Genomic DNA, 23,033 nt, shown 5'->3' with positions numbered 1-23,033 from the left:
TCAGCCCCCGAACCGTCGCTGCCGGGCGGCGAAGCTGCGCAGCGCGCGCAGGAAGTCGATCTCGCGGAAGGCCGGCCAGTACGCCTCGCAGAAGTACAGCTCGGAGTAGGCGGACTGCCAGAGCAGGAAGTTCGACAGGCGCTGCTCGCCGCTGGTGCGGATCACCAGGTCGGGGTCCGGCTGGCCGGCCGTGTAGAGGTGGGGCGCGATGTCGTCCACGCTCAGCGTCGAGGCCAGCTCCACCATGGACTGCCCGGCCTGGGCCCGCTCGTACAGCAGCTCGCGCAGGGCGTCGATCACCTCCTGGCGGCCGCCGTACCCGATGGCCAGCGTGAGGTGGAAGCCGGTGGCACACGTACGGGTGGCCTCGACGGCGCTCTTGAGCGCGCGGGCCGTGGTGTCGGGCAGCATGTCGAGCAGGCCCGCGACGTGGACGCGCCAGCGGGCGTCCGGCCGGTCCAACCGTTCGGCGACCATCTGCTCGATCACCCGCAACAGGTAGGCGACCTCCTCGTCGCCGCGGCGCTGGAGGTTCTCCGTCGAGCACAGGAACACCGTCACATGCTCGATGCCCAGGCCCTCACACCACGACAGCACGTGGTCGATGTGCTCGGCGCCGTACTTGTGGCCGATGCTCGGGCTGGCCAGGCCCTGCTTCCTGGCCCAGCGCCGGTTGCCGTCCATGATCAGGCCGACGTGGCGGGGCAGCGGGCCCGCCGTGACCTGGCGGCGCAGGCGCTGGGCATATAGGGAATGAAGGAGATCAGTCGTCCACATCCCTCAAGGATGGCCCACCCGGCGAACCGGGGGCCGCCCCTTCCCCATTTCGTGGCCTGGATCTGTGACGGTCAATCCGCGTCGGTTTCAGCCGGTACGGGCCAGCCGTCGCCCCAGTCGGCGTCCCTGGCCGCGCGGTAGAGGTCGCCCTGCCGCTTGGACACGATCACGTCGGAGATGCCCTCCTCCCCGGCGCACAGGCGCATGGACACCACGCCCTTGCGTTTGACCGGATGGCGCAGGATCCGGGCGGCGGCCCGCTCCCCCGGGGTCGTCGTGGCGGCCACGTAGGAGAACTTCTCGTCCTCGAAGCTGAGCGTGCCCGCCTTGATCCGGCGGTGCAGGGACGTCCTGGGGAGCCTGACGGAGAAGTGGCACCAGTCGCGCCCCCGCTGGATGGGGCAGCGGCCGTCATGGGGACAGGGGGCCGCGACACTCAGCCCCTGGGCGAGCAGGACCTCTCTGGCCTCGGCGACGGTGGCGTACCCGGCCGGGGTGCCGGGCTCGATGACGATCACCATGGCGGCGCCCGCGGCCAGCCAGCGGACGATCTCCGGGCGCTTGTCCTGGGGGAGCTCGCCCAGGGCGTACGACATGGTCACCAGGTCGGCCACGGGCCGGTCGAGGCCGGGGCGCACCGACGCCTGCCGCCACGTGGCCCCGCGCAGCGACCCGGACGTGCGGGCGAGGCGTTTGCCCAGGTCGATGATCTGCGGGTCGTGCTCGATGACCGTGACCTGCTCGATGGACGGCCAGGTCTCGCCTGCCGCCCAGATCGCCGCCCCGGTGCCGCCGCCGACGTCGAGGTGGCTCCCCGGCCGGAAGCCCGGGGTCAGGACCGCCGCCTGGCGCATGGCCGTGGCCGCGGCGGCGTAGGTGGCGGGCATCCGGTACGCGGCGTAGGCCGCCACGTCGGCCCGGGACCTGATGTGGGTGCCACCGCCGGTGGCGGCGTTCGTACGGTAACGCTCGGTGAGCCGCGCGACCGAGTCGGACAGCTCCTGCGGCGAGTAGCCGGACAGGGCACTGTCCAGGGCGGCTCTGAGTTCTTCTGGAAGCATGGATGGGTTCACCTGTGGTCCGGACGTGGCTTGCCTGCATTACATGATGCCGTCCCCACCAGCCCGCCCATCCCGGACATGGTCGGCGGCGGCCCGTCCCCCGACCGCGCCGGCTCGCCCGGCTGTGCCCCTGGCGAACAGGCCGATCTCCCGATCACGCACGGCAGTAGCGTGGCAGGCATGCTGCTCATCGACGGCGTCAAGATCGCGTACGAGGAGGCCGGCCCGGCGACTCCCCTGGGCACCGTCGTGCTCGTGCATGGCGCGACGACCGACCTGCGCCTGTGGGAGCACCAGTTCCGGGCCCTCTCGCGGCGCTACCGCGTGATCCGCTACGACAGGCGCGGAGCGGGCCGGTCCGGCGACGCCGAGGGCGAGGTGTGCCATCACGAGGACCTGCTCGCCGTCATGGACGCGCTGGGGGTCGAGCGGGCGGCGCTGGCAGGCAGCTCGCTGGGCGGCGCGTACGCGACCGAGGCCGCCCTGGCCGCGCCCTCCCGGGTGGCCGCGCTCGCCCTGATCGGCTCGGGCCTGACCGGCCACCAGTGGCCGCGGGAGATGCTGGAGCAGGCCCGCGACCGCGTCCACACCTCGGTCCCGGCCGACCGCCTGGCCCGCTACCGCGCCGGCACCGCCGACCACGTCGACCCCGCCGACGTGCGCGCGATGGCGGAGGCCCACACGCTGTGGCAGACCGCCGGCCCCGACCGCCGCCGCGACGCGCTCTCCGACGAGGTCTGGGGGTCGGCGGTGGAGATGTGCCGCCTGATGTTCGAGCGCTCCTGGAGCGGCCCCCGATCCACGGAGCGCCAACTGGTCCCGCCCGCCGCCACGCGCCTGTCCGAGATCACCGCCCCCACCCTGGTGGTCAACGGCCTGTCGGACGTGCCGGGCATCCAGCAGGTGTCCGGCCTGCTCACGGCCGGCATCACCGGCGCCCGCCGCGTCGACCTCCCCGAGACGGGCCACCTTCCGCCGCTCGAACGCCCCGCAGAGGTAACCGAAGCCCTGACGACGTTCCTGTCCACCGTCCCCACCCCCTGACCCACACCCGGCGAGGCTGGCGGGTCGACCGGCAGGTGGAGCCCCGGTCAGGCCGGTGAAGCCGGGGTGCGGTCCGGCTGGGGGCGGGTGCGGCCGGCGTACCCGGTCAGGATCCCGTCGATGGCCGACGTCAGCAGCTCCCGGTGCACCTCCGGCAGCTCCCCCGTCAACGCCTCCAGCCGCGCCGCGACCCCGTCGTGCGCCAGCGCCCCGACGCGCTCCCCCTCAGGGGTCAGCTCGATGAGGCAGGCTCGCCGATCCCGGGCGTCACGCGTACGAGCCACCAGCCCGCGCCGCTCCGCCCGGTCCACGAGCCCCGTCAGGCTCGACTTCTCCAGGTGCAGCGCGCGCGTCAGCTCCGTCATCCCCACCGGCCCATCGACGAGCAGGCACAGCAGCTGCGCCTGCTGCGGCGTCAGGTCCTGCTCCCTGCCGACGTCACCGAACACCTGCTGCACCAGGTGCCCCAGCCGTACGAGAGCGGTAGTGAACGTCGTGACCACGGGATCGAGTCTAGTTGACAATGGTTCACAATACGAACTAATTTAGTTCTCGTTACCAACTGTTCGCACTACCAACTAAAGTCCGGCGGCGAACGGCACACCCAAGGAGCCACCCATGCCCGACTACGGCCACGAGCTGCTCTTCAGCGTCAGCTTCGCGCCCTCCGTCTCCCAGGCCGACACCGTCGTCGCCCTCTCCCAGCTCGCCGAGCGCACCGGACTCGACCTCGTCACCTTCTCGGACCACCCGTACCAGCCCACGTTCCTCGACACCTGGACCCTGCTCAGCTACGTCGCGGCCGCCACCGAGACCATCCGGCTGGCGGGCAACGTACACCCGCTGCCGCTCCGGCCGCCCGCCATGCTCGCCCAAGCCGCCGCCAGCCTCGACCTCCTCAGCCACGGCCGCTTCGAGCTCGCCCTGGGCTCCGGCGGATACTGGGACGCCATCGCCTCCATGGGCGCACCGCGCCTGACCCCCGGCCAGGCCGTGGACGCGCTCGAGGAGGCCATCCCGATCATCCGCGCCGCCTGGGACACCGACGCCCCGGGCAGCATCCGCCACCACGGCGAGCACTACCAGGTCACCGCACCGCGAGGCCCGCGCCCGGCCCACGACATCGGCATCTGGCTCGGCGCGTACAAGCCGCGCATGCTCCGCATGACCGGCCGCCTCGCGGACGGCTGGCTCCCCTCCCTCCCCTACCTCGAGAACCTCGGCAAGCTCGGCGAGGGCAACACCGTCATCGACGAGGCCGCGGCCGAGGCGGGCCGCTCGCCCGGCGACATCCGCCGCATGCTCAACCTCGGCGAGGAGCTGCCTCCCGCCCAGCTCGCCGAGATCGCCCTCACGTACGGCGTCAGCGTCTTCATCCTCGCGGCCAACGACGCCCGCCGACTCCAGCGCTTCGCCCAGGAGACCGCCCCGGCCGTACGCGAACTCGTCGCCACCGAACGCGCCCGAGCCGACCAGCCTCCCACCACCGTGAGCGCCACCCCCGCAGCACAGGCCGCAGACCCGGATGCGGGGGCCACCACAACCCTGTCCCCACGAGCCGCCACGCCCAGCGCCGGCCTGGCCGTCACCCCGACCCCCGACAACGGTGTACGGCTCACCGACGTCCGCGTCTGGGACGAGACCACCCGCCCCACCGGCCCCACCCCCGACCCCACCCGGCGCTACACCCCCGCCGAACAGGCCAACGGCCGGCACCTCATCGACGTCCACGACCACCTGCGCGCCGAGCTCGCCCAGCTCCGCGACCTCATCGACCAGGTGGCCTCCGGCGCGATCGACGCCGGCACCGCCCGCTCGCACATCAGCACCATGACCATGCGCCAGAACAACTGGACCCTCGGCGCCTACTGCGAGTCCTACTGCCGCCTCGTCACCATGCACCACTCCGCCGAGGACGCGATGGTCTTCCCCCACCTCCGCCGCACGGAGCCCGGCCTCGCGCCCGTGCTCGACCGCCTCCAGGAAGAGCACCACGCCATCCACAAGGTCCTCGAACGCGTCGACCGCGCCCTCGTCTCGCTCGTCGGCGAACCGGGCGGCCTGGACAACCTGCGCGACACCGTCGACCTGCTCACCGACAGCCTGCTGTCGCACCTGTCGTACGAGGAGCGCGAACTCGTCGAGCCCCTGGCCAGGCACGGCATCTAGGTTCGGCGGGCGGGGAACGCGCGCCGGCGCGCCGCGACCACGATCACCAGTGCCCCCGCCACCAGCGGCAACGAGGTCCACGGCAGCGCACCCGCCCCGGCGCCCTCCAGCACCAGCCCGCCCGCCAGCGACCCCGCGGCGATCCCCGCGTTGTACACGGTCGTCTGCATGGACGTGGCCGCGTCCGCGTTCCCCGCCCCGGAGGCGTCCACCAGCGCCGACTGCAGCAACGTCGGCACGCCGCCGAAGGCCGCCCCCCACAGCCCGACCGCCCCCAGCGGCGCCCAGCCAGGCCCTCCGGAGACGGCCAGCACCGTCATCGCCCCCGCCACCACGGCCAGCACCGCCACGAGCGTCACCCGCGGGAACCGGTCGATCACCACCCCGGTGACCCAGATCCCCGCCACCGTCCCGGCCCCGAACACGAGCAGCACGACACTCGTCCGCCCCAACCCGGCGAAGGCCACGAACGGCGCCAGGTACGTGTACATCACCTGATGCCCGACCAGCACCAGCACCGTCACCCCCAGGATGGTCCGCACGCCGGGAAGCACCGCCACCGTCCGCAACGGGACCCGCACCGTGGCCGCCTCACCGGGAAAGTCCGGCACCTTGAGCAGCACCCACCCCACCAGCGCGACCGCGACGACCGCCAGCCCCAGGAAGGCCGTCCGCCACCCGAACGCCGAGGCCAGCGCCGCCCCCGCCGGAATCCCGGCGCACAGCGCCACCGTGATCCCCGCCGAGACGATCGCGATGGCCCGCCCCCGCCGCTCGACCGGCACCATCCGCGCCGCGTACCCGACCAGCATCGCCCACAGGATCCCGCCCATGACCCCGGCCAGCACCCGCGCCCCGAAGGTCACCGCGTAAGACGACGAGACCGCGGTCACCGTGTTGAACAGGGCGAACCCCGCCAGCGTGCCCACCAGCACGGGCCGCCGCGGCAGCCCGCGCAGCAGCGCCGTCAGCGGGATCGCCGACAGGGTCGACGCCACCGCGTACGCCGTCACCAGGAACCCGGCCCGCCCCTCCGGCACCCCCAGCGCCGCGCCCAGCTGCGGCAGCAACCCCGCAGGAAGCAGCTCCGTCATCACCGCCGTGAACGCCGCCGAGAACAGCGCCAGCAACCCCGACCACGGCATTCTCCCGACGCGGACGGCGTCGGCGATCGTCGCACCAGACATGTCGAATATGCTGAAACCTTCACATCAATGTGAAGGCAAGCCGGGAGGCCACACCGTGAAGATCGGTGAACTGTCGCGACTGACGGGCGTGCCGACCCGCATGCTCCGCTACTACGAGGAGCAGGAGCTCCTCCACCCCGAGCGCTCCGAGAACGGCTACCGCCATTATCCGGAGTCGGCCGTCTACCGGGTGCAGCAGATCCGCGGGCTGCTCGACTCGGGCCTCACCACGGAGATCATCCGCCGCATCCTGCCGTTCCTGAACAAGCCGGACGAGATCCATCTGCACCCGCAGTGCCTCACCCCGGAGCTGTCCGACCTCCTGGAGGCCGAGGCGGACCGCATCCAGCAGCGCATCGAGTGCCTCTCCCGCAACCGCGACGCGATCCACGCGTACCTGGCGGCTGTGCGATCTTCCTGACGCCTTTACATTGTAGATCACTAGAATAGGCCCGGCGTACAGGGCAAAAGGGCCAGGTTCCCCGTACGTCCGAGTTTGCTGGCCAACGGCGGCCCGTTGATCGAAACGGGGCGTGGCGCTGCACCCGTCCCCCAAGATCGCTACGTATAGTGATCTCCGATGTCACTTCGTGATTACAGGGGGAGATCATGAGGAATAGCCTCATCGCCGTCGGCAGTGCGCTGCTCGCCGCGACCGCGCTGTACGGCAGCGCCGCGCCCGCCACGGCCGACACCTCGAAGAGCCACGACTCGATGCACTGCGGCCTCGGGGTGGACGACAGCCTCACCTACCACCACGTCACCCACCACGGGGTGTTCGCCGGCACCCGCGAGACCGAGGCCTGCAAGAGCGGCGGCGGCTGGAGCTGGGGCTGGGACAGAGGCCACGACGACAAGCACTGGAGACACCGCAACTGGCCCACCAGCGGCAACGGCAACTTCGTCGGCTCCTGGCCCCAACACGGCTTCCACCACGACGACTGATCAACCCCACATCACGCGTTCGTCCCGGTGCCCGCAACACGAGCACCGGGACGAACGCGTTCAGGCCCCATTGCCGAGCGCGCCGCACTACTAGAACGGCGCGCACGGGCCCGTTGCTTGGACAGCGTCCGCAGGCCCCGCCGCCGGAACAGGCGCGTTCAGACCCCGGCCACCGCTCACCCTCCCCCAGCCGGTTCGGCGTTCGGGAGACGTTGCCGCCATGCTGGAGGGATGGATGATCCACTGAGCTGGTTGGCACAGGACGCCGCATCCGGACCCCTCCCCATCCGCGAAGGCCAGTTCCACCGGGTCGTGATCGGCTCGGACCGGGTCGTGTGCCTTCCCCGCACCGAGGCGGCGGCAGTCCGGCTGCCGCAGCGGGCGGCCACGCTGCGCGTGCTCAACGAGCTCGCCCTCGGCTTCCACATCCCCCGGCCGCTGTTCGAGGGCGCGGGCGAGACGCCGTACCTCGTGCTCAGCCGCGTACCCGGCGCACCACTGGAGGGCGGCGTGCTCGACGACCCGGCAGCGGCCGGAGCGGTGGCGAAGCAGTACGCCGAACTGCTGAGCGCGCTGGCCCAGGCGGGGGCCGACGAGCAGGCGCGGGCGGCGCTGCCGCGGACCCCGCAGGACCGGTGGCAGCGGTTCGAGGCGGACGTCCACGCAGAGTTGTTCGAGCTCATGTCCGACGCCGGACGCCGACGAGCCGAACGGGAGCTCGCCGCGGCCTCCCGTCTCCCCCACGTCGCCACGTCGGTGACGCACGGTGACCTCGGCGCCGAAAACGTCCTATGGGAGATCGACAGCGGGCGCCCCCAGCTCACCGGCGTGATCGACTGGGACGAGGTCACGATCGGCGACCCCGCCGAAGACCTCGCGGCCATCGCCGCAAGCCACGGGGACACGTTCCTTGACCAGGTGCTCGCACTGGGCGGCTGGACCGACAACGAGACGTCGGCCCGCGTCGCGGCGATCCGCGGCACGTTCGCACTGCAGCAGGCCCTCGCCGCGCACCGGGACGGCGACGCAGAGGAACTCGCGGACGGCCTGACCCACTACACCTGACCGCCCACCTACGGCACCACTCCTCACCCCGCCTTCAGAACCCCCTGACACTCAACGCCCGCCTTCGACACCGCTACCCAACCCACCCACGAGACCCACTTACCCTCAACGCTCACCCACCTGCGGCACCGCCACTCACCCACCCGCAACAGGCAACCATCAAGCAGCAGCCACCCGCCGTTTGCCACCTGCCGCCGATCCTGGAGGAGCCGCTGTACGTGCCGGTGCAAACGAGCCACCGGCCGACCGACAGCGGCTTCCGTCCTGACGTGCCGTCCCGCACCAACGACGACAACCTGCCCTTCGAGCTGGTACGCAAGCGGCTGGACAGCGCGACCGTGCCGAAGCTGGCCATGATCGAGTCGCACGACATCCCCCCGGTTCAAGCTCGACCACCCGCCCGCCCCACGTCCGCGGAGTCTTCGCCGCGCGCCACGCGGCCGCCCCCAACCCACTCTTGAGCCAAGTGATCAGCAGACTCGGGACCCCCGACGACCCCGTCGGGCCCATCACGAGACACACCGGACAAAAAAGAATCTCACCACAACGGGACATCCTTTCCTTTTTCTAGAGCAATATCGCCTTTGACGTATATGCCGATTACCCGGCGTTGGGTCCGATCTGGCGGGATTATGACTAGTTTTGAAACAGGTCCGGTCATACCACGCCAAAGACCGGAACCCAAGACTGAACGAGCAGGTGAGGGCAGAGACGACTCTCGCCGCGTTACGCGCTAGACCGGGCGCCGATTCGGTGAGGCCGGAGGTGTTCCAATGAAGGCTGTCATCGTCGATTACGGGCTACGGGATCATGCCATGACGGCCGCGAAAATCCTCACCGTCGCGATCGCCTATTTCGTGGCCGCCGAACTGGGGCTGCAACAACAGCTGGTCCGAGGGCAGGTGACGCCGCTGTGGCCCTCGACGGGAATCGCTCTGGCCGCCATGCTCCTCCTCGGCCTCCGGATCTGGCCGGGCATCACCCTCGGCGCCTTCCTGGTCAACGTGTCGATCGGGCCGACGATGGCCGCCGTCCTGAGCATCTCCGTGGGGAACACGCTCGCGCCGATCTGCGCCTACCTCCTGCTCGAGCGCGTGGGCTTCCGCATCGAACTGGACCGGCTGCGTGACGCGCTCGCCCTGGTGTTCCTCGGCGCCTTCGCCGGGATGCTGGTCAGCGCGACCGTGGGCGCCGGCTCGCTGGTGCTCGCCGGCGGGCTGCAGCCCAGCGAGTTCTGGCCCGCGTGGTCGGTGTGGTGGGCAGGCGACGCGATGGGTGTGCTCGTGGTCACGCCGCTCCTGCTCGCGAGCCGCACGACCCGGGTGCCGTGGAACGCCCACCCGCTCCGCTGGGTCGAAGGCGCGGCGCTGCTGCTGGGCACCTTCCTCGTCACGCTGCTGGCGACCTCGGGCCCCATCAACCTGCTCTTCCTCGTCTTCCCCTTCCTGATCTGGTCCGCCCTACGTTTCCAACTCCTCGGGGCCGCGGCGTGCGCGCTGATCACGACGACGGTGGCGATCGTCTCGGCCGCGCACCACTCCGGCCCGTTCGCCCAGCACAACCTCTTCCTCAACATGGTCGCCCTCCAGGCCTTCAACGGCTCCGCGGCACTGACCGCACTGCTACTCGCCGCGATCATCGTCGAGCGCAACAAGGCCCACCAGAACATCAAGAACGTCTGCGCCCGACTCAACGAGGTGGCGGACCGGCTTGCGCGCGACAAGAAGCTGGACCTCCGCCTACCACCCCCACGCGCTGGAGAGCGGAGCAGGCACAGGTCGCAGTAGCCGGACAATCCCTCTCACACCCTCGACACCGAGGGGAGGCCGATCTTCCTCGAAGCGACCTTGGCCACGGCAGGCGCGGCCGAAGTCTCCATACGGAAAGCTCATAGCGACCACATCCCCGTCCGGTAGGCGAGGCTGTGCCGGACGGTCAGGGTGTCGGGGCGATCAGGGCCAAAGGCGCACAAGTTGTGGGTGTGGGCATGGCGCTGGATGTCCACGACGGTGGCTTTGCAGGTAGTCGACTACGTGCGTAAACCGAATGAGCCTGGGGGCAGACTGCGGTAGATGGGCCAGTTGGCCAAGCGCTTGGGGATGCCGGGAGCGCCGCTTGCAGTAGGAAAGCTGCCCAGCGGCGGACGGTGTCGCGCTGGTCGTTCGCGAGTTGGGCCAAGGTTGTGGCTTGGATGAGGCGGTACATGCCGATCAGGTCCTCCGGCCCGCCACTGTCCTGTCGTTGGGGCTGCTGGTCAGCGCGATGAGGCTGCAGGAGCCCGGGGCGCCGTCCACGGCCAAGTCGTCGGCCTCGTTCAGGCCGCTGAGGATGGTGCGGGGCAGGCTGCCGGGGGGCGTAGCAAGCCAGCAGGTTGAGCAAGCGCACGACCAGCGGCTTGACGGAGCTGACGCGTTCATGGGAGAGCGCCCACGTCGCGGCCACCGCACATAGGCCGTTTCCGCCGGCGGCGCGTCTCCGGGTGGGCGCGTCCCTTGGCAACTGCAGATAGCGAGCGTTGCGGTCCGTCGCCGACACAAGGCCGGTAGCTAGCCGGACGGACACATCGGCCGGATCTCCATGAACCGCGCGATCCGCACCCGGAGCACCTGCCCAGAATGCGACCATGACCATGCTCTTCCCGGACTCCGTCCCGGCGATGGTGCCGCGATCTGCACCACCTGCGCCAGCCTCTCCCAAACTTTCGACTGCTCACGCTGCGGTTTGAGGGCAAGCTCCGGGGAGAACGTTTCCAGACCGCGCGCGGGCCAGCTCTGCCACCCGACCACTTGTCCGCGCTCCTCAACGAGATCGGCCGCGCATGGAGCCGTTACGCCGTCCAAGACCACGCAAAGGCACCATCGAGCCCGTCCTCACCCACAGATCGCGACACCTCTCACAGGCGCGCGAACGTGAGCCGACACAACCGTTAGGTGTCTTTCCTGAGCCGGCTACGCACGAATAGCGCCACACCCAACCAGACAAGCACTTCGATCACGCCGGTCCTGACATATCGCCACCAGGGGATGGGCTGTTCTCCCGTAGCTAAGGAGATCGCGACTCCGAGAAGAAATAAGCAAACCGCGGCGATCACCCCAATGATCATCAGCGCGGCGATGGGACGAGCGACTATCCGCCTGCCATACCAGTTCCCGGCAGTGATGATTCTTTTCCGCACCACACCGATCAGCTTCATGATCACGATCATCTCACATTGCTCAAAGGCTGGAAGAAGGACGACTTGCGAGGTCAAAGCCGGTTTCGATGACAGGCAGACCGTTGCACGGACCCTCTGGGCCATCACGGCAGATCCACTGCCCATTGGTGGCCGGTGAGGCACTGTGGGAACTACTGGCCAGCCTCCAGCCCTACACGATGCAGATAGCGTCCGGGTTCGTGCCACCGGACAGTCACAGGGCCACCGCGCCGGAGCTGACGCCGCCGCCGACGAGGCGACCCACCTGCCGCCCGCGATCCAGGACGTGCCGCTGGTGTAGGCCGTCGACCCCGCGATGATGTCCACGGAAGAGATCGCCGAGCCGGTGAACGCGGACACTCCCGACGCCGGTCTGGCCGAAGCCGCGGTCCGGCTGTCGGCTCGCATCCCGCCCTCGACGACGGGCGGCGTGGTGTACGTACGCGACGTGCAGGAACGGACTCAACGGGTCAGGGTGCCGGCTCGCCGCCCAGATGCGGTCGCGGCTGGCGATCGTCGCGGCCATGTCCGAGGGCGGCCGCCAGAAGCGTGACGGGTTGATCCGCAGGATCAGCGCCTGGCACGACCCGGACGACACTCACCACTCGGCACGGCGGCCAGCCTGTCCCATCACGCCGGCCAGAAGATCATCAAGAGCCTGGCGGATCGGCCGTCCGAGCATGCGGCTCTTCGGCCGGCGCCGGTTTCACCCGCCAGACAGGCTTCCGAACCTCCGCTATTGGACTGAGCCAGGCGAAGCCGCACGTGCTTGGAGGTATCGGCGGAGCGCCTCCTGCCCATCTGGAATGAACCGGTGCCGCCCCACGACTTCGCTCAGCTCGGCGCTCGTCAGCCAGCCCACCCAGCTCACCGCCTTGGGATCGGGCGAGACGTCGCCGACGATGACCGCCTCGTACACCCCGAGCCAGTACGAGCCGATCTCGCCCCGGCACAGGAACGTGACCACCTCACGCACCGGGACGTCGACACCTAACTCCTCCGCGAGTTCGCGCGCGGCCGCCGCCTGGTAGGACTCCCCGACATCGACCGCCCCGCCGAAGGCCACCTCGTAATAGCCGGGATATCTGGACAGTCCCTCAGCCCGCCGGTACACCAGGAATCTTCCCAGCTCATCACGGCAGACAGTGGTGGCGATGCGGTGCAGCCAGCCACAACGAACCGCATCATCCCGGGCCACGACGCCCAGCACGCGGTCCTGATCGTCGACGCGTTCCACGAGTTCGGTCACAGGGCCATGATCTCGGCACCGACGTGAAGCCGCCTCCTCAACATGGTGGGTGTGCCACGCTCGATCCACCAGTGGTCAAGATCCCGCCTGACAGCGCCGGCTACCTGCCCAAGAGGTCTACATACCCCAACGGGCGGCAGGACGCATGTGACTTGGGTAGAGGGACAACCGGCCCTCGGGAAGGCTGCCCCGCGAGGCAGGGCCTTCCTGTACCAGGTGGAGTTCCTCTCCGGCGTCGGCTACCGGACTGTCGAGGATCAGCAGCGCACCACCGAAGCGGCACCCGCTGGCCAGGCCGTCATGGCAGAGCCACCCGCTGGCCCGGCCCGACCAGGCGCCGCTGCCCGCTGATGATCCCAACTGGACCACACGCCATGGCGTATCTCCTGGACTTCCTTCCTGCCAACTTCCGGGCCTACCCCGTGTGGTTCATGACTCGCACGTGCTGACGCGGATGGCCTCCAGCCACATCCGGCACACCCTGACCCCGTTCCGCACCGGCTACCGCGCGGCGGCCATCAAGGTCATGGGCAGGGCATTGCGCAAGCATGCGGGGATCCGGCAGTTCGAGAGCCTCAAGGGCGGCACAGCTCAGCGTCGTTGCGCCCTGGTCCGCCAACGATTGCGGCGAAACGCGACAGTCTCTGCTCCGGATGAACAGATCGTGAGCTTACGCAGGATCCTCATCGCCTTCGGCCCCATGATCATTGCCGTGCTGCTGGCGATCGTTCTCTTCATCCCTGACGCTGTCGGCAAAGATACCGCCCTGGCCTTCATCTGGACGCTCTCGGCGGCAATCTGCTCCACCCTGCCATCGGTCGCCCACGACACCCCTCTGAATACCCTGGACACAGGATGGCAACGATGGACCTACGCAGCTTTGATACACGCGGACGTGGTTCTCGCCAGCTCAATTTCTGCGATCCTTGCGATCCTCAACCTGTTCTTGGACGACGGCATGTTCTTGGGGAGTCTGAATCTCGGGGCTGTCCCCTTGGTCCTCGGGCTCGGGTCGATGTCACTGGTGCGTGCTCAGATAAGGAGGCGCTGGGAAGCCGTCCAGTTGCTACCGGCGGATGAACTTGAGCATCGTCTTGGCGTGGTTGCCCGGCGGCTTTCAGAGTCGGCAGAGGAGTTCGCCCTGCTGCAGAGCGAGGTGCAGGCCCGCACAATGGTGGCGCAGCAGCTGGCGCGGGAGGCTGACGAAAATCACCGCTATGCCGCCGAGAAACGGGCAGAGGCCGATGCCGTGGACCGCCTGGTGGCCACGCGCGCGGAGCCTCTGCTGCGCGAGATCGACCGCCGTGGCCGTAAAGGGCAGATCGCATATCTCGTCATAGGCGCCGCCTTGGGAACGCTGTTTCAGCTCATTGCCGACAGATTCTTCTGAGCAGGTGCTGGCGGCCATCAAGGTCGTGGGCAGGGTATCGCGCATGAGGGAGGTCACTGGAACAGAGCCGGAATGGACCTCCAGCCAGCCGCGGAGTTGAACGGGCTCTCGGCTGGCCCACGCCGTACGCGTAGCCCGGGTCGGTCCGGCACATCCCCCAGCCGCCTTCGGGCGATCGGCCCGTGCGACGCACTTTATGACGACGACCTCCAGGTGGAAGCAGCAGGCGGTCGCCATCTCCGGCGTGTACCTGCCACTGGTCAGGTACGGGGGTTTGCGCCTGCACCAAGCCCCCGGCGACCATTACTTGCTCCGCTTCTTACGCCTGATCATGCTGATGTCCCCCAGCAGTCCCCGCAGACGTTCCACCGGCGTGTCCGACTCGCAGAACAGAGCCGGTCAGCGCGAACCACTGTCATGGATCGCGGTGAGAAGGAACCCAGCCCCACCCCTACTATCGCGATTACGAGCGGAGCAGCGTCCGCCGTTACGCCTCCGAGGAAGGCGAAGCCAAGGATGATCCATCCGATGATCAACAAGCCAAACGCCTTGCTGCTGCGGTTCACTTGCGTCCTTCTTCGAGAGGGCAGGGCGAGAAGATGGTCACGCGAGATCAGCCACTGGGGAGGATCTCATTCAATACCTCGACACCATCCAGGAGGCTCTGACCGCGAACTCGAAGGACCAGGTGGCAGCACCCCAGACGTGTGCGGCCAGGCGGACAGAGACGCTTTCCCGGAAGGGTGTAGCTCTTCTTAAGGCAAGCGCCGAGCCGGGGAGCGGTCCCGGACCGCTGGTATAGCGTGCGGTGCATGGCTGGTTGCGCAGGATGAGCACCATCGGTTCCAATGTGAGGCCGCGACGCCGCCGGTCGTCAAAGCCGGCAGGGCGGAGCGGTTTGCGGGAGTACGCGTGCGGGCTAAGTCAGGCTGGCCATGTGACAGGCACGCCCCCGAGCTGATCACGTGGTGATCGTCTTTCGGGTGACATACCAGGCAAGATCACGCCACACAGTGGCCGCACTGGCCTTGAGGGCGGAACTTACTCCTTGGAGGAGCGTGACTTATGCAGGTCTTTGCCCGACGCGTGGAATGCCAGCACATCGTCTGGGCCGGGCCGCTGGCCGACACGAGGGCGACGTTGAACGTCGCCGACGAGCTACGCGGCCGTTCCTGTCCAACGTGTGGCGAGATCGTGCGCAAGGTCGACTTCGTGGCGATCAAGAAGTCGACCTCGACGTTCGACGAGCCACCCGCACCGCGCAACGCCGAGAACAAGCTGAAAAGGGCATCGAAAGCCGACGTCAAGAAGACCCGGCAGAGGTTGGCGGGGCTGGGCGCGGAGACCGCCAACCTCGCCGCCAACCTCAAGGAGGCTGCGCTCGGGCTGACCCCGCCGCAATGGCGCAGCCCCTTGGCGAAGATCCCCGTCGGCATCCTGCAGACCTACGAGCCCAACGCGGAGTGCATCAGGTTCAAGGACTCCGAGATGCCGGCGATCGTGTTCCACCAGGGTCTCGCCGGCTATCTGTTCAAGATGAACAGGAGCATTTTCCCACTGCTGCGCATGGGCTCGATGAACGGGGGCGCGAGTCGCTTCGTCGAGGATGAGAAGACCCGGTCGGCGTTGCGGGTCCAGGCGGTGGACACGGCACTTGAGTTCCTCGGCGTGGGCAAGCCGAGGTCCAAGGTCCTCGTGGAGATCCCCATGATCACGAGGTTACTGGAGATGCCGCTGACCAGGACCATGTCGGCCTTCGTGCTGTGCCACGAGTACGGACACGCGGTGCTGAACCACGCCGACGAGCTCCGTTCCGTCGGCCGCGACTCGAAGTTCTACCTTCTCGAACGCTCCAGGGCGATGGAGTTCGAGGCCGACACCTGGGGCCAGGACGCGGTGATCGGCGCGTTCACCGGCGGGAAGAACCTTGAGCCGAGCCTGGCAATGCTGGACAACCTGTCCCCCGACGGCGCGCCGGAGCTGAAACAGGACATCTCCCATGCCGCCCCGTGTGTGGCACTGCTGTACTTCGAGTTTCTCGACGCGATCGAGGAGCGGCTGGCCCGCCACGGTATCGACGTCACCAAGCGGGACGCGCTCACCAGGCGTCGTGCTCGAATGGCCGAGAAGAAAGCAACCGAGCACTCGACCCACCCCTCCAACAAAGAGAGGTTCCAGGCGCTTTACGCGCACTTGTCGGAGCACAGCAACTTCACCGCCCACACCTGGGTGGAGGCGTTCGAGATGTTGCTCAACGAGATCAAGGATGACCTCGACAAGCACATCGACAAGACCGGGGCGGTCGTGGGGAAGAGGCTGACGCCTCGCTTCCAGTGGCCGTGGGGCAAGGCGAAGCGCGAGTCGAGTTCCTGGCGCGACACCATCATCCAAATCGACGACGACGATGACACCCGCATCAAGCTGCAAGAAGCGTTGCAGAAGGTGGAGGGGCAGACGCTCAAGCTCGACGAGGCCGAGCTCTGGCGCCGCTTCGAAGCGCAGAAGGACAAGGCGGCAGCGCATTACGAGAGGAAGGAGTACGCCGAGGCGGAGAAAATCTACACGCAGATACTCGACTCCGGCGAGACGACCGAGACCGTGCAGCTGTACCCGCTGCTCGGGATGTGCCGCGAAGCGCTCGGAGACCAACAGGGTGCCATCGTGGCGTACCGCCGTTGCCTCGAGTTGGTGCCGGGTAGTGACTGCGCCGCCATATGCGGGTTTTCTCTCGGCCGAATCCTGCTGTTCGACACGAAGGATCTGAGCGGCGCCGAGAGTGCGCTTGCCGCCGCCACCACGTCGCATATCTTGGACATCCGCGCGCAGGCGATGTTCTGGCTGGGCACCATCGCGCACGAACGGCGTGACGTCGAGGCGGCGCTGGCGAGGTACCGGGACGTCTACGCGCTACGCGACAGCGAGTTCACCCTGCTTCCCTCGGTGATCCCACGCGCGGCGCTCAACATCGGCGGCGTGCTGGAGGAACGCGGGCAGTTCGCCGAAGCTGCGAAGATGTTCAAGTACTCGCGGGACCACCGCGCCATCGACCCGAAGAACCGCGCTATCGCCGAGCAGCGCCTTCGGGGAGTGCGTGGGAGGTAGCGTCAGTTTTCCCCTTTCTTCTTGCCGTTCTCGACCGCCTTCACCGGATTGTGCAGCAACGTCTCCAGCTCGTCGGTCGGGAAGAGCATGTGCATGCCGATCACCTCGTACATGCGGTTGCGGGTCTGACGGTCGCCGATTTCGGCGGTCGCCGCCAGCGCCCCCTGAACCGCGTTGAACCGCCGCACACTGTCCTCGAGTCCACGCAGGTTCTCCGCCGCACGGCCACCGACGATGTTCGCCTGGCGGAACAGCAGCCGTCCTGCGGCGACCGGGATGACACCGGCCAGCGCCGTCACCGCGCCGACGTCGAGTCGAACGAAGTAGGTGAGCGCCCCACCGAGGAGTACGACCGAGAATCCCAGCAGGCCTGACCACAGCGACGCCTGCTGGTAGGCGGCGTGATGCTTGAGCGCGATCCGGTGGTGCTGGAGGTAGATCTCCGCTTCCTGCAGCGCGGTCCGTGAGATTGCGGCCATCCCCTCGGTCTGCACGATCTCCGGGTCCGCGTCGATCCGGGCCTTGCGCCGGGCGGACAGTCGGATCTCCTCATCGTCCGGATCACGGTGGATGCGTGCGAACACATGCTCCGCGTGGCCGGATTCCTCTTGGAGCCGCCGAGCCTGGGTCCGACCGACGTACACCACGCCGAGCACTGCCACCAGGATCGCGAAAGCAGCGATGACGAGGGTGACCTCCGCTGTGCCGACCTGAGGGAGCAATTCGAACCGCTGTCCTGTCATCGCCGTCCTCTCGGGTACTCAGCTCCATGTGCCGTCACCAACGCAGGAGCCTACCTTTCACAGGACTTCCGGCTGCTGGGATTGGCCGAAGGGTGCAGTGCCTTTCCAGGAAGGGTGTAGACCCTCTACCGGGACTCTTGCGATTACGAATCCTGCCTGGTAGCGGATGTTCATTGGCCATCATCTCCATCAACGCCGCGACCTGTTCCCGGAGTTCCTCAACCTGCGGTCGGCGGCTATCGCAATGCCCACGGCGCCGAGCAACGCGAGCCCGTTCACCGGGTCAACTTATAAGCGCAACAGCTTTTGGGTGTAGCTCGTTTTCAGTGGTGACACCTGAGCGATCACGCAGTGAGGAGCCTGCCGCGTCAGGAAGCGATTCTGTACGCGGCGGCCACCGCAGTGCAGTTGGGCTGACTACGGACGGGAAGATCACTCCCTGCGGCACGCTCGGCTCGGCGCTGCGGTCCTGTCCTTGATCAAGGCGATGCCGGGCAATGTGAACGTGGACTCGATGCTGACGGAGATCCGCAAGCTGAACGCGATCAGGGCCATCGAGCTCCCGGCCGGGTTTTCGCGCCCTGCTCGGCGTCACACTGCGGGCCGAGCAGGCAAAGACCGGCGCCAGCGCCAACGAACTCGCCGAGCGCGTCCGCGGCGCGATGTCCCGCCCCCTGGTCCTCAAGGCCCTTCGGGGCAACGGCTGACGAGCTGGCTGGGGTGCGCTCCGCTACCCGGGAGTGGTGAACGAGTAGGTGGCGGTGCCCTTGAAATGGGTGCCGTCGTCGAGCTTGCCGAGCTCGAATTCGTAGGTTGACATATACCCCCAGCCGGTATAGAACACTCCAGACATGAGTACCCCTAGGGGGTATGTGGTCGGTGCTTGATGGTGACTGCGGTTGCCCGGGAGGAGACGGACATGGGATTGTTCGCGATTCGCGACTACCGGCGGCTGTTCAGCGCTCAAGTCATCGCGTTGTTCGGTACCGGTTTGGCTACCGTCGCGCTGGGGCTGCTCGCGTACGAGCTCGCAGGTCCGCGTGCCGGTGCGGTGCTCGCCACCGCGCTGACGATCAAGATGGTCGCGTACGTGGTCGTCGCACCGCTCGCGGCCGCGTACGTCGATCGGCTGCCGAGGCGTTGGTTTCTCACGATCCTCGACGTGGTGCGCGCTCTGGTGGTGATCGCGCTGCCGTTCGTCACCGAGGTGTGGCACATCTACGTCCTGATCGGGGCTCTCCAGACCGCGTCAGCGGCATTCACCCCGACGTTTCAGGCGGTCATCCCCGACATCGTGACCAAGGAGGCCGACTACACCCGCGCCCTGTCCGCATCGCAGGTGGCCTACACCATGGAGAGCCTGTTGAGCCCCGTGCTCGCGGCTGTGGCGCTCACCTTCATGTCGTTCAACCTGCTGTTCATCGGCACCTCCGTCGGGTTCGCCGTGTCCGCGCTGCTGGTCCTGTCCACGCGCATCCCCAACGCGCGCCCCAGCTCGCACACGAACGCCTGGGACCGGGCCATGGCGGGGATCCGTACTTTCGCGGCCACCCCGAGTCTGCGCGGCGTCATGGCACTGAACCTCGTGGTCGCCGCCGTCGGCTCCATCGTGGTCGTCAACACCGTGAACTACGTCCGCGACGTTCTCGGCGGCGCCCAATCCGACGTGGCCTGGGTGCTCGCCGCGTCCGGAACGGGGACGCTGCTGGTGGCCCTCGTCCTCCCGCGCGTCCTGGACCGGGTGGCGGACCGGTTCGTGATGCTGATCGGTGCCGCCGTGCTGGTGTTCGCGGTCGGCGCGGCGGTCACGATGTCCGCGGCGAACGTCGCCGCATCACTGCCGACCGGGGTGATCTGGGTGGCGATCGGCGGCGGGATGGCGCTGATCGTCACGCCGACCGGACGGGTACTTCGCCGGGCGGTCGATCCCGCCGGAATTCCCGAGGTCTTCGCCGCCCAGTTCTCGCTGTCCCACCTGGCCTGGCTGGTCGCCTATCCCATCGCCGGATGGGTCGCCACGCAAGCGGGCTTCACGACCACCTGGACCGTGCTGGCGGGCCTGGCGGTAATCGGAGCTGTCACGGCGCTGGCGGTCTGGCCGCGCGACGAGAAGGCCGAGGTCGGAGGGCGTACGGCGGTTGCGGTCCAGCCACGCATCAGGAAGGCCGAGGCCGAAGACCCCGCCGGAGCGGTGGTTGCTTCCGCCAGGACCGAAGCCGCCGTGCGGGAAGCCGCAGAGGCTGCGGAGGGCACACTCGCGGCAGGCCAGTGCGCCTGCGTTCGCACTGTCTGAGTTCGCCGACCGACACCGCGTGGACAACGACGTATGAGCGTCGCCATTACCGCGTCCGCCCCATGAGCGTCGGATCAGCGGGGCCGCTGTGGTAGCAGGGGGCGGCGGCGTGCTGTTGCGCGGGCTCCTCCTGCTGGTGCTCCTGGGCGGCGGCGGTTCGAGCTCGACGGGTTCCTCTGGAACAGGCTCTGGCGTCATAGCATCCCTACTGTGACGATCATCTCGGAGTGCTACACCTGCCAGAACGAAGCCCGGTTTCCCGACCTGCCGCCCCGAGAGATGATCGCCGCGGACGATCGCTGGAGGGTCGCCCACGCCTTCAACACCGCCCTACCCGGGTGGTTGGTGCTGGTCCCGCGCCGTCATATCGGTTCCATCGCTGATCTGACGGATGCAGAGATGCGTGACCTCGGCTCGTGGCAGGTACTGCTCTCCCGGGCACTGCGGGACGTCACCGGGTGCGAGAAGACCTACGTGATGCAGTTCGCCGAGATGGAGGGCTTCAGCCACGTCCACTTCCACATCGTCCCGCGGGCCTCGGATCTGGGCGCCGACCTTCGCGGCCCTCGGGTGTTCGGGCTCATGGGCGGCGACCATCCCAACGTCTTGACCTCCGATGAGATGGACGTGATCTCCACGAAGCTCAGTCAGGCGCTGTCCGATGTACGGCAGAGCCATCCCGGCTAGGTAGTACTCGATCGCCGTGTTGGAGAACACCGGACAGATCGAGCCCGGCGAGCTGTCCGCCCCGCTCGCCGGAGGCGCTACGACGACTTCAGACCGTGCTCGCCCCGCGCAGGGCGGGCGCGCCATCAAGGCCGGCGCCCCGAGCCCGTGTTCGTCAGGCGGGCGGGGTGAAGCGTAGTCATCGCAGCTCGGTCATCAGTGCCACGCGGCCGGTCGCGACGTCGAGGCCGAGTAGAGGATCTTCCGATCCTCCTTCTGAGGTCATCACCACGGGTTTGCGCAGGCAGCGGCCGATCGCCCGCAGGAAACCGCACAGCACGTCCAAGCGCTCCTGGCCCTGCAGTTGCCGGAGGTCGACGTCGAAGTCGACGGTTTCTTCCGCGTACGAGCGGAAGATCGCCAGCACGTCAGGGTGCGGCCAGACGTTCAGCCGGGGACTGGCCTCATCACGGAGGGCCAGCATCAGCTCGGCGCTCGGCAGCCGGAGAGGGACCCCATCGACGCAGTATTCGTATCGCCAGCCCTTTGAGCGTACGAGGTCGAACACCGCTTGCCAGTCCTCGATCGAGGTGTTCGGGACGCACACGTCCGGCAGTACGCCGTTCACTTCGGGATCGAAGAGGTCCTTGACCTCTTCCCACAGCAGATCTGCCACCGCCTCATCATGCCGGATACCGACGCCGGCCCGGCGAGGTCGGTGACGCCACACGGGGGTGCCACTCCTCAGAGGTGTTCTCCATCGGTCGCGCCACCGTCTACCGTGTCTTGACCGTGCAGCGACCTCGGCCTCATTCGGGGTGGCGCCACGGAGATCGCCGATCGAAGGGCGGCCGCTATCCTCGCGGCGAGGGTGCTGGTGGAGATTCGATACCTCGCCGGGCCCATCCGGCGCGAGGAGCCGGACGCCTCGCTGGATGATGACCTGGAGCGAATCAGGGCCCATCGCAGAGCTGCTGATGGGCCAGGTCCGGGTCCTGGTCCCCGGCCGGGGACGCTCCTGGGCAGCTCGCGCAGCCCAGCCCGGCGGCCACGGTCGTGGCGGGGGTCGTTGGCGGGGGTCGTTGGCGGGGGTCGTGGCTATGGTGCGGTGGTCGGGTGGGTGAGTGGTTGCAGGAGGCGGTCGATGGCTGCGCGGCCGGCTTCGAGCGCGGCTTTGAGGGGTTTGCCGTTGCGGGTGAGGCGACCGACTTGCGGGGCGTCAGGTGCGGGGCGCACGGACAGGACCGCCGGGTCGGGCCGGGCCTGGCCGTTCGTGGGTGGGCGGGTCGTCGGGGGGACGGGTTGGTCGTACTGCGCGAGCAGCACGTCGTCGTCCAGCAGGCGGTGGTCGCGCGTGTAGAAGCTTCGGTGCAGTGCCTCCGGATAGTCCCGTAGGACGGTCGCGGCGATCAGGCGCGCCCCGTAGGACGGTCGCGCGGCCTGGCCGGCGGCGGACGGTGTTGCGATCGCGGTCGGAGTTGCGGGACGGGACCGCAGTACGAGGACGTGGCTGGCGCCCTGTGCCAGGGCGGTGCGGTAGGGGATGGACTCGGCGAGCCCCGCGTCGTAGAAGAGCCGCCCGGCCAGTTCGACCGGCGGCCCGGCGAGGAACGGCAGTGCGGCACTGGCCCGCAGGGCCAGCCGCAGTTCGGCGGGGCCGGTCAGGTGCGGGCGCAGATCCGTGGATTGCCCGGTCTGTACGTCGGTGGCCAGCGGGTGGTACTCGATGGGGTTGGTCAGGACGGCGTCGAAGTTCATGCGGGTCACCTCGCAGTACAGGTACTCGACGAGGTTCCGCACATCGACGATCGGGCGGCCGCGCAGGAGGTTGGAGGGGCGGATCATCGCTCTCGCGTAGACGGGTTCGGCCCAGCCGGTCAGTTGTTCGGGAGTCCCGCTGAGCAGCCACGCGCCGGTGATGGCCCCTGCCGATGCCCCGTAGATCGCGTCGAAGGCGTGCGCCACTCCGGCCTCGTGCAGGGCCAGGGCCATGCCGGCGGAGACCGTGCCGCGCATGCCGCCGCCCTCGATGGCCAGTGCCACCCGGTGGCCGTCCTGGCGAGCGCCGGGACGGCTACCGTGACGGAGCCGGTCGGTTATGACCCGCAGCACTTCGTGTTCGAGCATTTGTCCTGCCTCGTGTGGTGTC

21 protein-coding genes are annotated in these 23,033 nt (G+C 68.4%); 11 read left to right on the top strand and 10 right to left on the bottom strand.

What is annotated here, in order from left to right; all coding sequences use genetic code 11:
- Together uppS and ABZS69_RS21900 are read right to left on the bottom strand one after the other, a co-directional pair.
- Positions 1–777 carry a polyprenyl diphosphate synthase gene (gene uppS, locus ABZS69_RS21905; protein WP_355375234.1) on the bottom strand — a complete coding sequence of 259 codons (777 nt, stop codon included), beginning with the start codon at positions 775–777 and terminating at the stop codon, positions 1–3.
- Positions 778–848: 71 nt separating this feature from the next.
- On the bottom strand, positions 849–1,838 hold the full coding sequence (locus ABZS69_RS21900) for a small ribosomal subunit Rsm22 family protein (RefSeq protein WP_355375231.1): 990 nt from the start codon (positions 1,836–1,838) through the stop codon (positions 849–851).
- A gap of 180 nt (positions 1,839–2,018) precedes the next feature.
- On the opposite strand from ABZS69_RS21900, the gene ABZS69_RS21895 reads away from it, so the two are divergent.
- Entirely contained in the window at positions 2,019–2,882 is an 864-nt protein-coding gene (locus ABZS69_RS21895) for an alpha/beta hydrolase (protein ID WP_355375229.1), read from the top strand.
- 47 nt (positions 2,883–2,929) lie between these two features.
- On the opposite strand, the gene ABZS69_RS21890 is transcribed toward ABZS69_RS21895, so the two are convergent.
- Positions 2,930–3,385: a MarR family transcriptional regulator gene (locus tag ABZS69_RS21890; protein WP_355375226.1), complete on the bottom strand. Its 456-nt coding sequence runs from the start codon at positions 3,383–3,385 to the stop codon at positions 2,930–2,932.
- Positions 3,386–3,500: 115 nt separating this feature from the next.
- On the opposite strand from ABZS69_RS21890, the gene ABZS69_RS21885 reads away from it, so the two are divergent.
- Positions 3,501–5,051 (top strand): LLM class flavin-dependent oxidoreductase, encoded by a 1,551-nt coding sequence (locus ABZS69_RS21885; RefSeq protein WP_355375223.1) that lies wholly within the window; start codon positions 3,501–3,503, stop codon positions 5,049–5,051.
- Here the strand turns inward: ABZS69_RS21885 and ABZS69_RS21880 are convergent.
- A complete protein-coding gene (locus ABZS69_RS21880) occupies positions 5,048–6,238 on the bottom strand; it encodes an MFS transporter (RefSeq protein ID WP_355375220.1) in 1,191 nt (396 codons plus the stop codon). The two genes, ABZS69_RS21885 and ABZS69_RS21880, sit on opposite strands and share 4 nt — an antisense overlap.
- Positions 6,239–6,293: 55 nt before the next feature.
- Here ABZS69_RS21880 and ABZS69_RS21875 point away from each other — a divergent pair, with 55 nt between their 5' ends.
- The 5 genes from ABZS69_RS21875 to ABZS69_RS21855 all read left to right on the top strand — a co-directional run bounded on the left by ABZS69_RS21875 (position 6,294) and on the right by ABZS69_RS21855 (position 10,035).
- Complete coding sequence (locus ABZS69_RS21875; RefSeq protein WP_355375217.1) at positions 6,294–6,659, top strand: MerR family transcriptional regulator; 366 nt, start codon at positions 6,294–6,296, stop codon at positions 6,657–6,659.
- A 188-nt stretch (positions 6,660–6,847) separates the two neighbouring features.
- A complete protein-coding gene (locus ABZS69_RS21870; RefSeq protein WP_355375214.1) occupies positions 6,848–7,183 on the top strand; it encodes a hypothetical protein in 336 nt (111 codons plus the stop codon).
- 231 nt (positions 7,184–7,414) lie between these two features.
- Positions 7,415–8,248, top strand: coding sequence for an aminoglycoside phosphotransferase family protein (locus tag ABZS69_RS21865; protein ID WP_355375211.1), 834 nt, complete (start codon positions 7,415–7,417; stop codon positions 8,246–8,248).
- A 218-nt stretch (positions 8,249–8,466) separates the two neighbouring features.
- On the top strand, positions 8,467–8,709 hold the full coding sequence (locus tag ABZS69_RS21860) for a hypothetical protein (RefSeq protein WP_355375208.1): 243 nt from the start codon (positions 8,467–8,469) through the stop codon (positions 8,707–8,709).
- Positions 8,710–9,021: 312 nt separating this feature from the next.
- On the top strand, positions 9,022–10,035 hold the full coding sequence (locus tag ABZS69_RS21855; protein ID WP_355375205.1) for an MASE1 domain-containing protein: 1,014 nt from the start codon (positions 9,022–9,024) through the stop codon (positions 10,033–10,035).
- Positions 10,036–11,174: 1,139 nt separating this feature from the next.
- Here the strand turns inward: ABZS69_RS21855 and ABZS69_RS21850 are convergent.
- From ABZS69_RS21850 to ABZS69_RS21840, 3 genes are all read right to left on the bottom strand, one after another.
- The gene (locus tag ABZS69_RS21850; protein WP_355375202.1) at positions 11,175–11,441 is read right to left on the bottom strand and encodes a hypothetical protein; all 267 of its coding nucleotides are present in this window, start codon (positions 11,439–11,441) and stop codon (positions 11,175–11,177) included.
- A 214-nt stretch (positions 11,442–11,655) separates the two neighbouring features.
- Positions 11,656–12,039, bottom strand: coding sequence for a hypothetical protein (locus ABZS69_RS21845; RefSeq protein WP_355375199.1), 384 nt, complete (start codon positions 12,037–12,039; stop codon positions 11,656–11,658).
- A 138-nt stretch (positions 12,040–12,177) separates the two neighbouring features.
- Entirely contained in the window at positions 12,178–12,690 is a 513-nt protein-coding gene (locus ABZS69_RS21840; RefSeq protein WP_355375197.1) for an NUDIX domain-containing protein, read from the bottom strand.
- 442 nt (positions 12,691–13,132) lie between these two features.
- Between ABZS69_RS21840 and ABZS69_RS21835 the strand changes: the two genes are divergently transcribed.
- Positions 13,133–14,080: a hypothetical protein gene (locus ABZS69_RS21835; RefSeq protein WP_355375194.1), complete on the top strand. Its 948-nt coding sequence runs from the start codon at positions 13,133–13,135 to the stop codon at positions 14,078–14,080.
- Positions 14,081–15,145: 1,065 nt separating this feature from the next.
- Positions 15,146–17,182: a tetratricopeptide repeat protein gene (locus tag ABZS69_RS21830; RefSeq protein ID WP_355375191.1), complete on the top strand. Its 2,037-nt coding sequence runs from the start codon at positions 15,146–15,148 to the stop codon at positions 17,180–17,182.
- A 2-nt stretch (positions 17,183–17,184) separates the two neighbouring features.
- Here ABZS69_RS21830 and ABZS69_RS21825 read toward each other — a convergent pair whose 3' ends face one another.
- Positions 17,185–17,925 carry a hypothetical protein gene (locus ABZS69_RS21825; protein WP_355375188.1) on the bottom strand — a complete coding sequence of 247 codons (741 nt, stop codon included), beginning with the start codon at positions 17,923–17,925 and terminating at the stop codon, positions 17,185–17,187.
- A 919-nt stretch (positions 17,926–18,844) separates the two neighbouring features.
- Here ABZS69_RS21825 and ABZS69_RS21820 point away from each other — a divergent pair.
- Positions 18,845–20,218 carry an MFS transporter gene (locus ABZS69_RS21820; protein ID WP_355375185.1) on the top strand — a complete coding sequence of 458 codons (1,374 nt, stop codon included), beginning with the start codon at positions 18,845–18,847 and terminating at the stop codon, positions 20,216–20,218.
- 210 nt (positions 20,219–20,428) lie between these two features.
- The gene (locus ABZS69_RS21815; RefSeq protein WP_355375182.1) at positions 20,429–20,905 is read left to right on the top strand and encodes an HIT family protein; all 477 of its coding nucleotides are present in this window, start codon (positions 20,429–20,431) and stop codon (positions 20,903–20,905) included.
- A gap of 178 nt (positions 20,906–21,083) precedes the next feature.
- Here the strand turns inward: ABZS69_RS21815 and ABZS69_RS21810 are convergent, their stop codons facing one another.
- Both ABZS69_RS21810 and ABZS69_RS21805 read right to left on the bottom strand, forming a co-directional pair.
- A complete protein-coding gene (locus ABZS69_RS21810) occupies positions 21,084–21,560 on the bottom strand; it encodes a hypothetical protein (protein ID WP_355375180.1) in 477 nt (158 codons plus the stop codon).
- 422 nt (positions 21,561–21,982) lie between these two features.
- Complete coding sequence (locus ABZS69_RS21805; RefSeq protein ID WP_355375177.1) at positions 21,983–23,011, bottom strand: patatin-like phospholipase family protein; 1,029 nt, start codon at positions 23,009–23,011, stop codon at positions 21,983–21,985.
- Positions 23,012–23,033 lie beyond the last annotated feature (22 nt).

The organism is Nonomuraea sp. NPDC005650, assembly GCF_040605375.1.
Classification (GTDB): Bacteria; Actinomycetota; Actinomycetes; order Streptosporangiales; family Streptosporangiaceae; genus Nonomuraea.
The sequence above is the reverse complement of the archived record's forward strand: the minus strand, read 5'-3'. Positions and strand labels throughout refer to the sequence as shown.

Bases quoted from the DNA above. Each gene is read 5' to 3' on its own strand.
- ABZS69_RS21855 (WP_355375205.1), top strand. From the start codon at position 9,022: ATGAAGGCTGTCATCGTCGATTACGGGCTACGGGATCATGCCATGACG.
- ABZS69_RS21900 (WP_355375231.1), bottom strand. From the start codon at position 1,838: ATGCTTCCAGAAGAACTCAGAGCCGCCCTGGACAGTGCCCTGTCCGGC.
- ABZS69_RS21820 (WP_355375185.1), top strand. From the start codon at position 18,845: ATGGGATTGTTCGCGATTCGCGACTACCGGCGGCTGTTCAGCGCTCAA.
- ABZS69_RS21885 (WP_355375223.1), top strand. From the start codon at position 3,501: ATGCCCGACTACGGCCACGAGCTGCTCTTCAGCGTCAGCTTCGCGCCC.
- ABZS69_RS21870 (WP_355375214.1), top strand. From the start codon at position 6,848: ATGAGGAATAGCCTCATCGCCGTCGGCAGTGCGCTGCTCGCCGCGACC.
- ABZS69_RS21880 (WP_355375220.1), bottom strand. From the start codon at position 6,238: ATGTCTGGTGCGACGATCGCCGACGCCGTCCGCGTCGGGAGAATGCCG.
- ABZS69_RS21850 (WP_355375202.1), bottom strand. From the start codon at position 11,441: ATGAAGCTGATCGGTGTGGTGCGGAAAAGAATCATCACTGCCGGGAAC.
- ABZS69_RS21830 (WP_355375191.1), top strand. From the start codon at position 15,146: ATGCAGGTCTTTGCCCGACGCGTGGAATGCCAGCACATCGTCTGGGCC.
- ABZS69_RS21825 (WP_355375188.1), bottom strand. From the start codon at position 17,925: ATGACAGGACAGCGGTTCGAATTGCTCCCTCAGGTCGGCACAGCGGAG.
- ABZS69_RS21895 (WP_355375229.1), top strand. From the start codon at position 2,019: ATGCTGCTCATCGACGGCGTCAAGATCGCGTACGAGGAGGCCGGCCCG.
- ABZS69_RS21805 (WP_355375177.1), bottom strand. From the start codon at position 23,011: ATGCTCGAACACGAAGTGCTGCGGGTCATAACCGACCGGCTCCGTCAC.
- uppS (WP_355375234.1), bottom strand. From the start codon at position 777: ATGTGGACGACTGATCTCCTTCATTCCCTATATGCCCAGCGCCTGCGC.
- ABZS69_RS21865 (WP_355375211.1), top strand. From the start codon at position 7,415: ATGGATGATCCACTGAGCTGGTTGGCACAGGACGCCGCATCCGGACCC.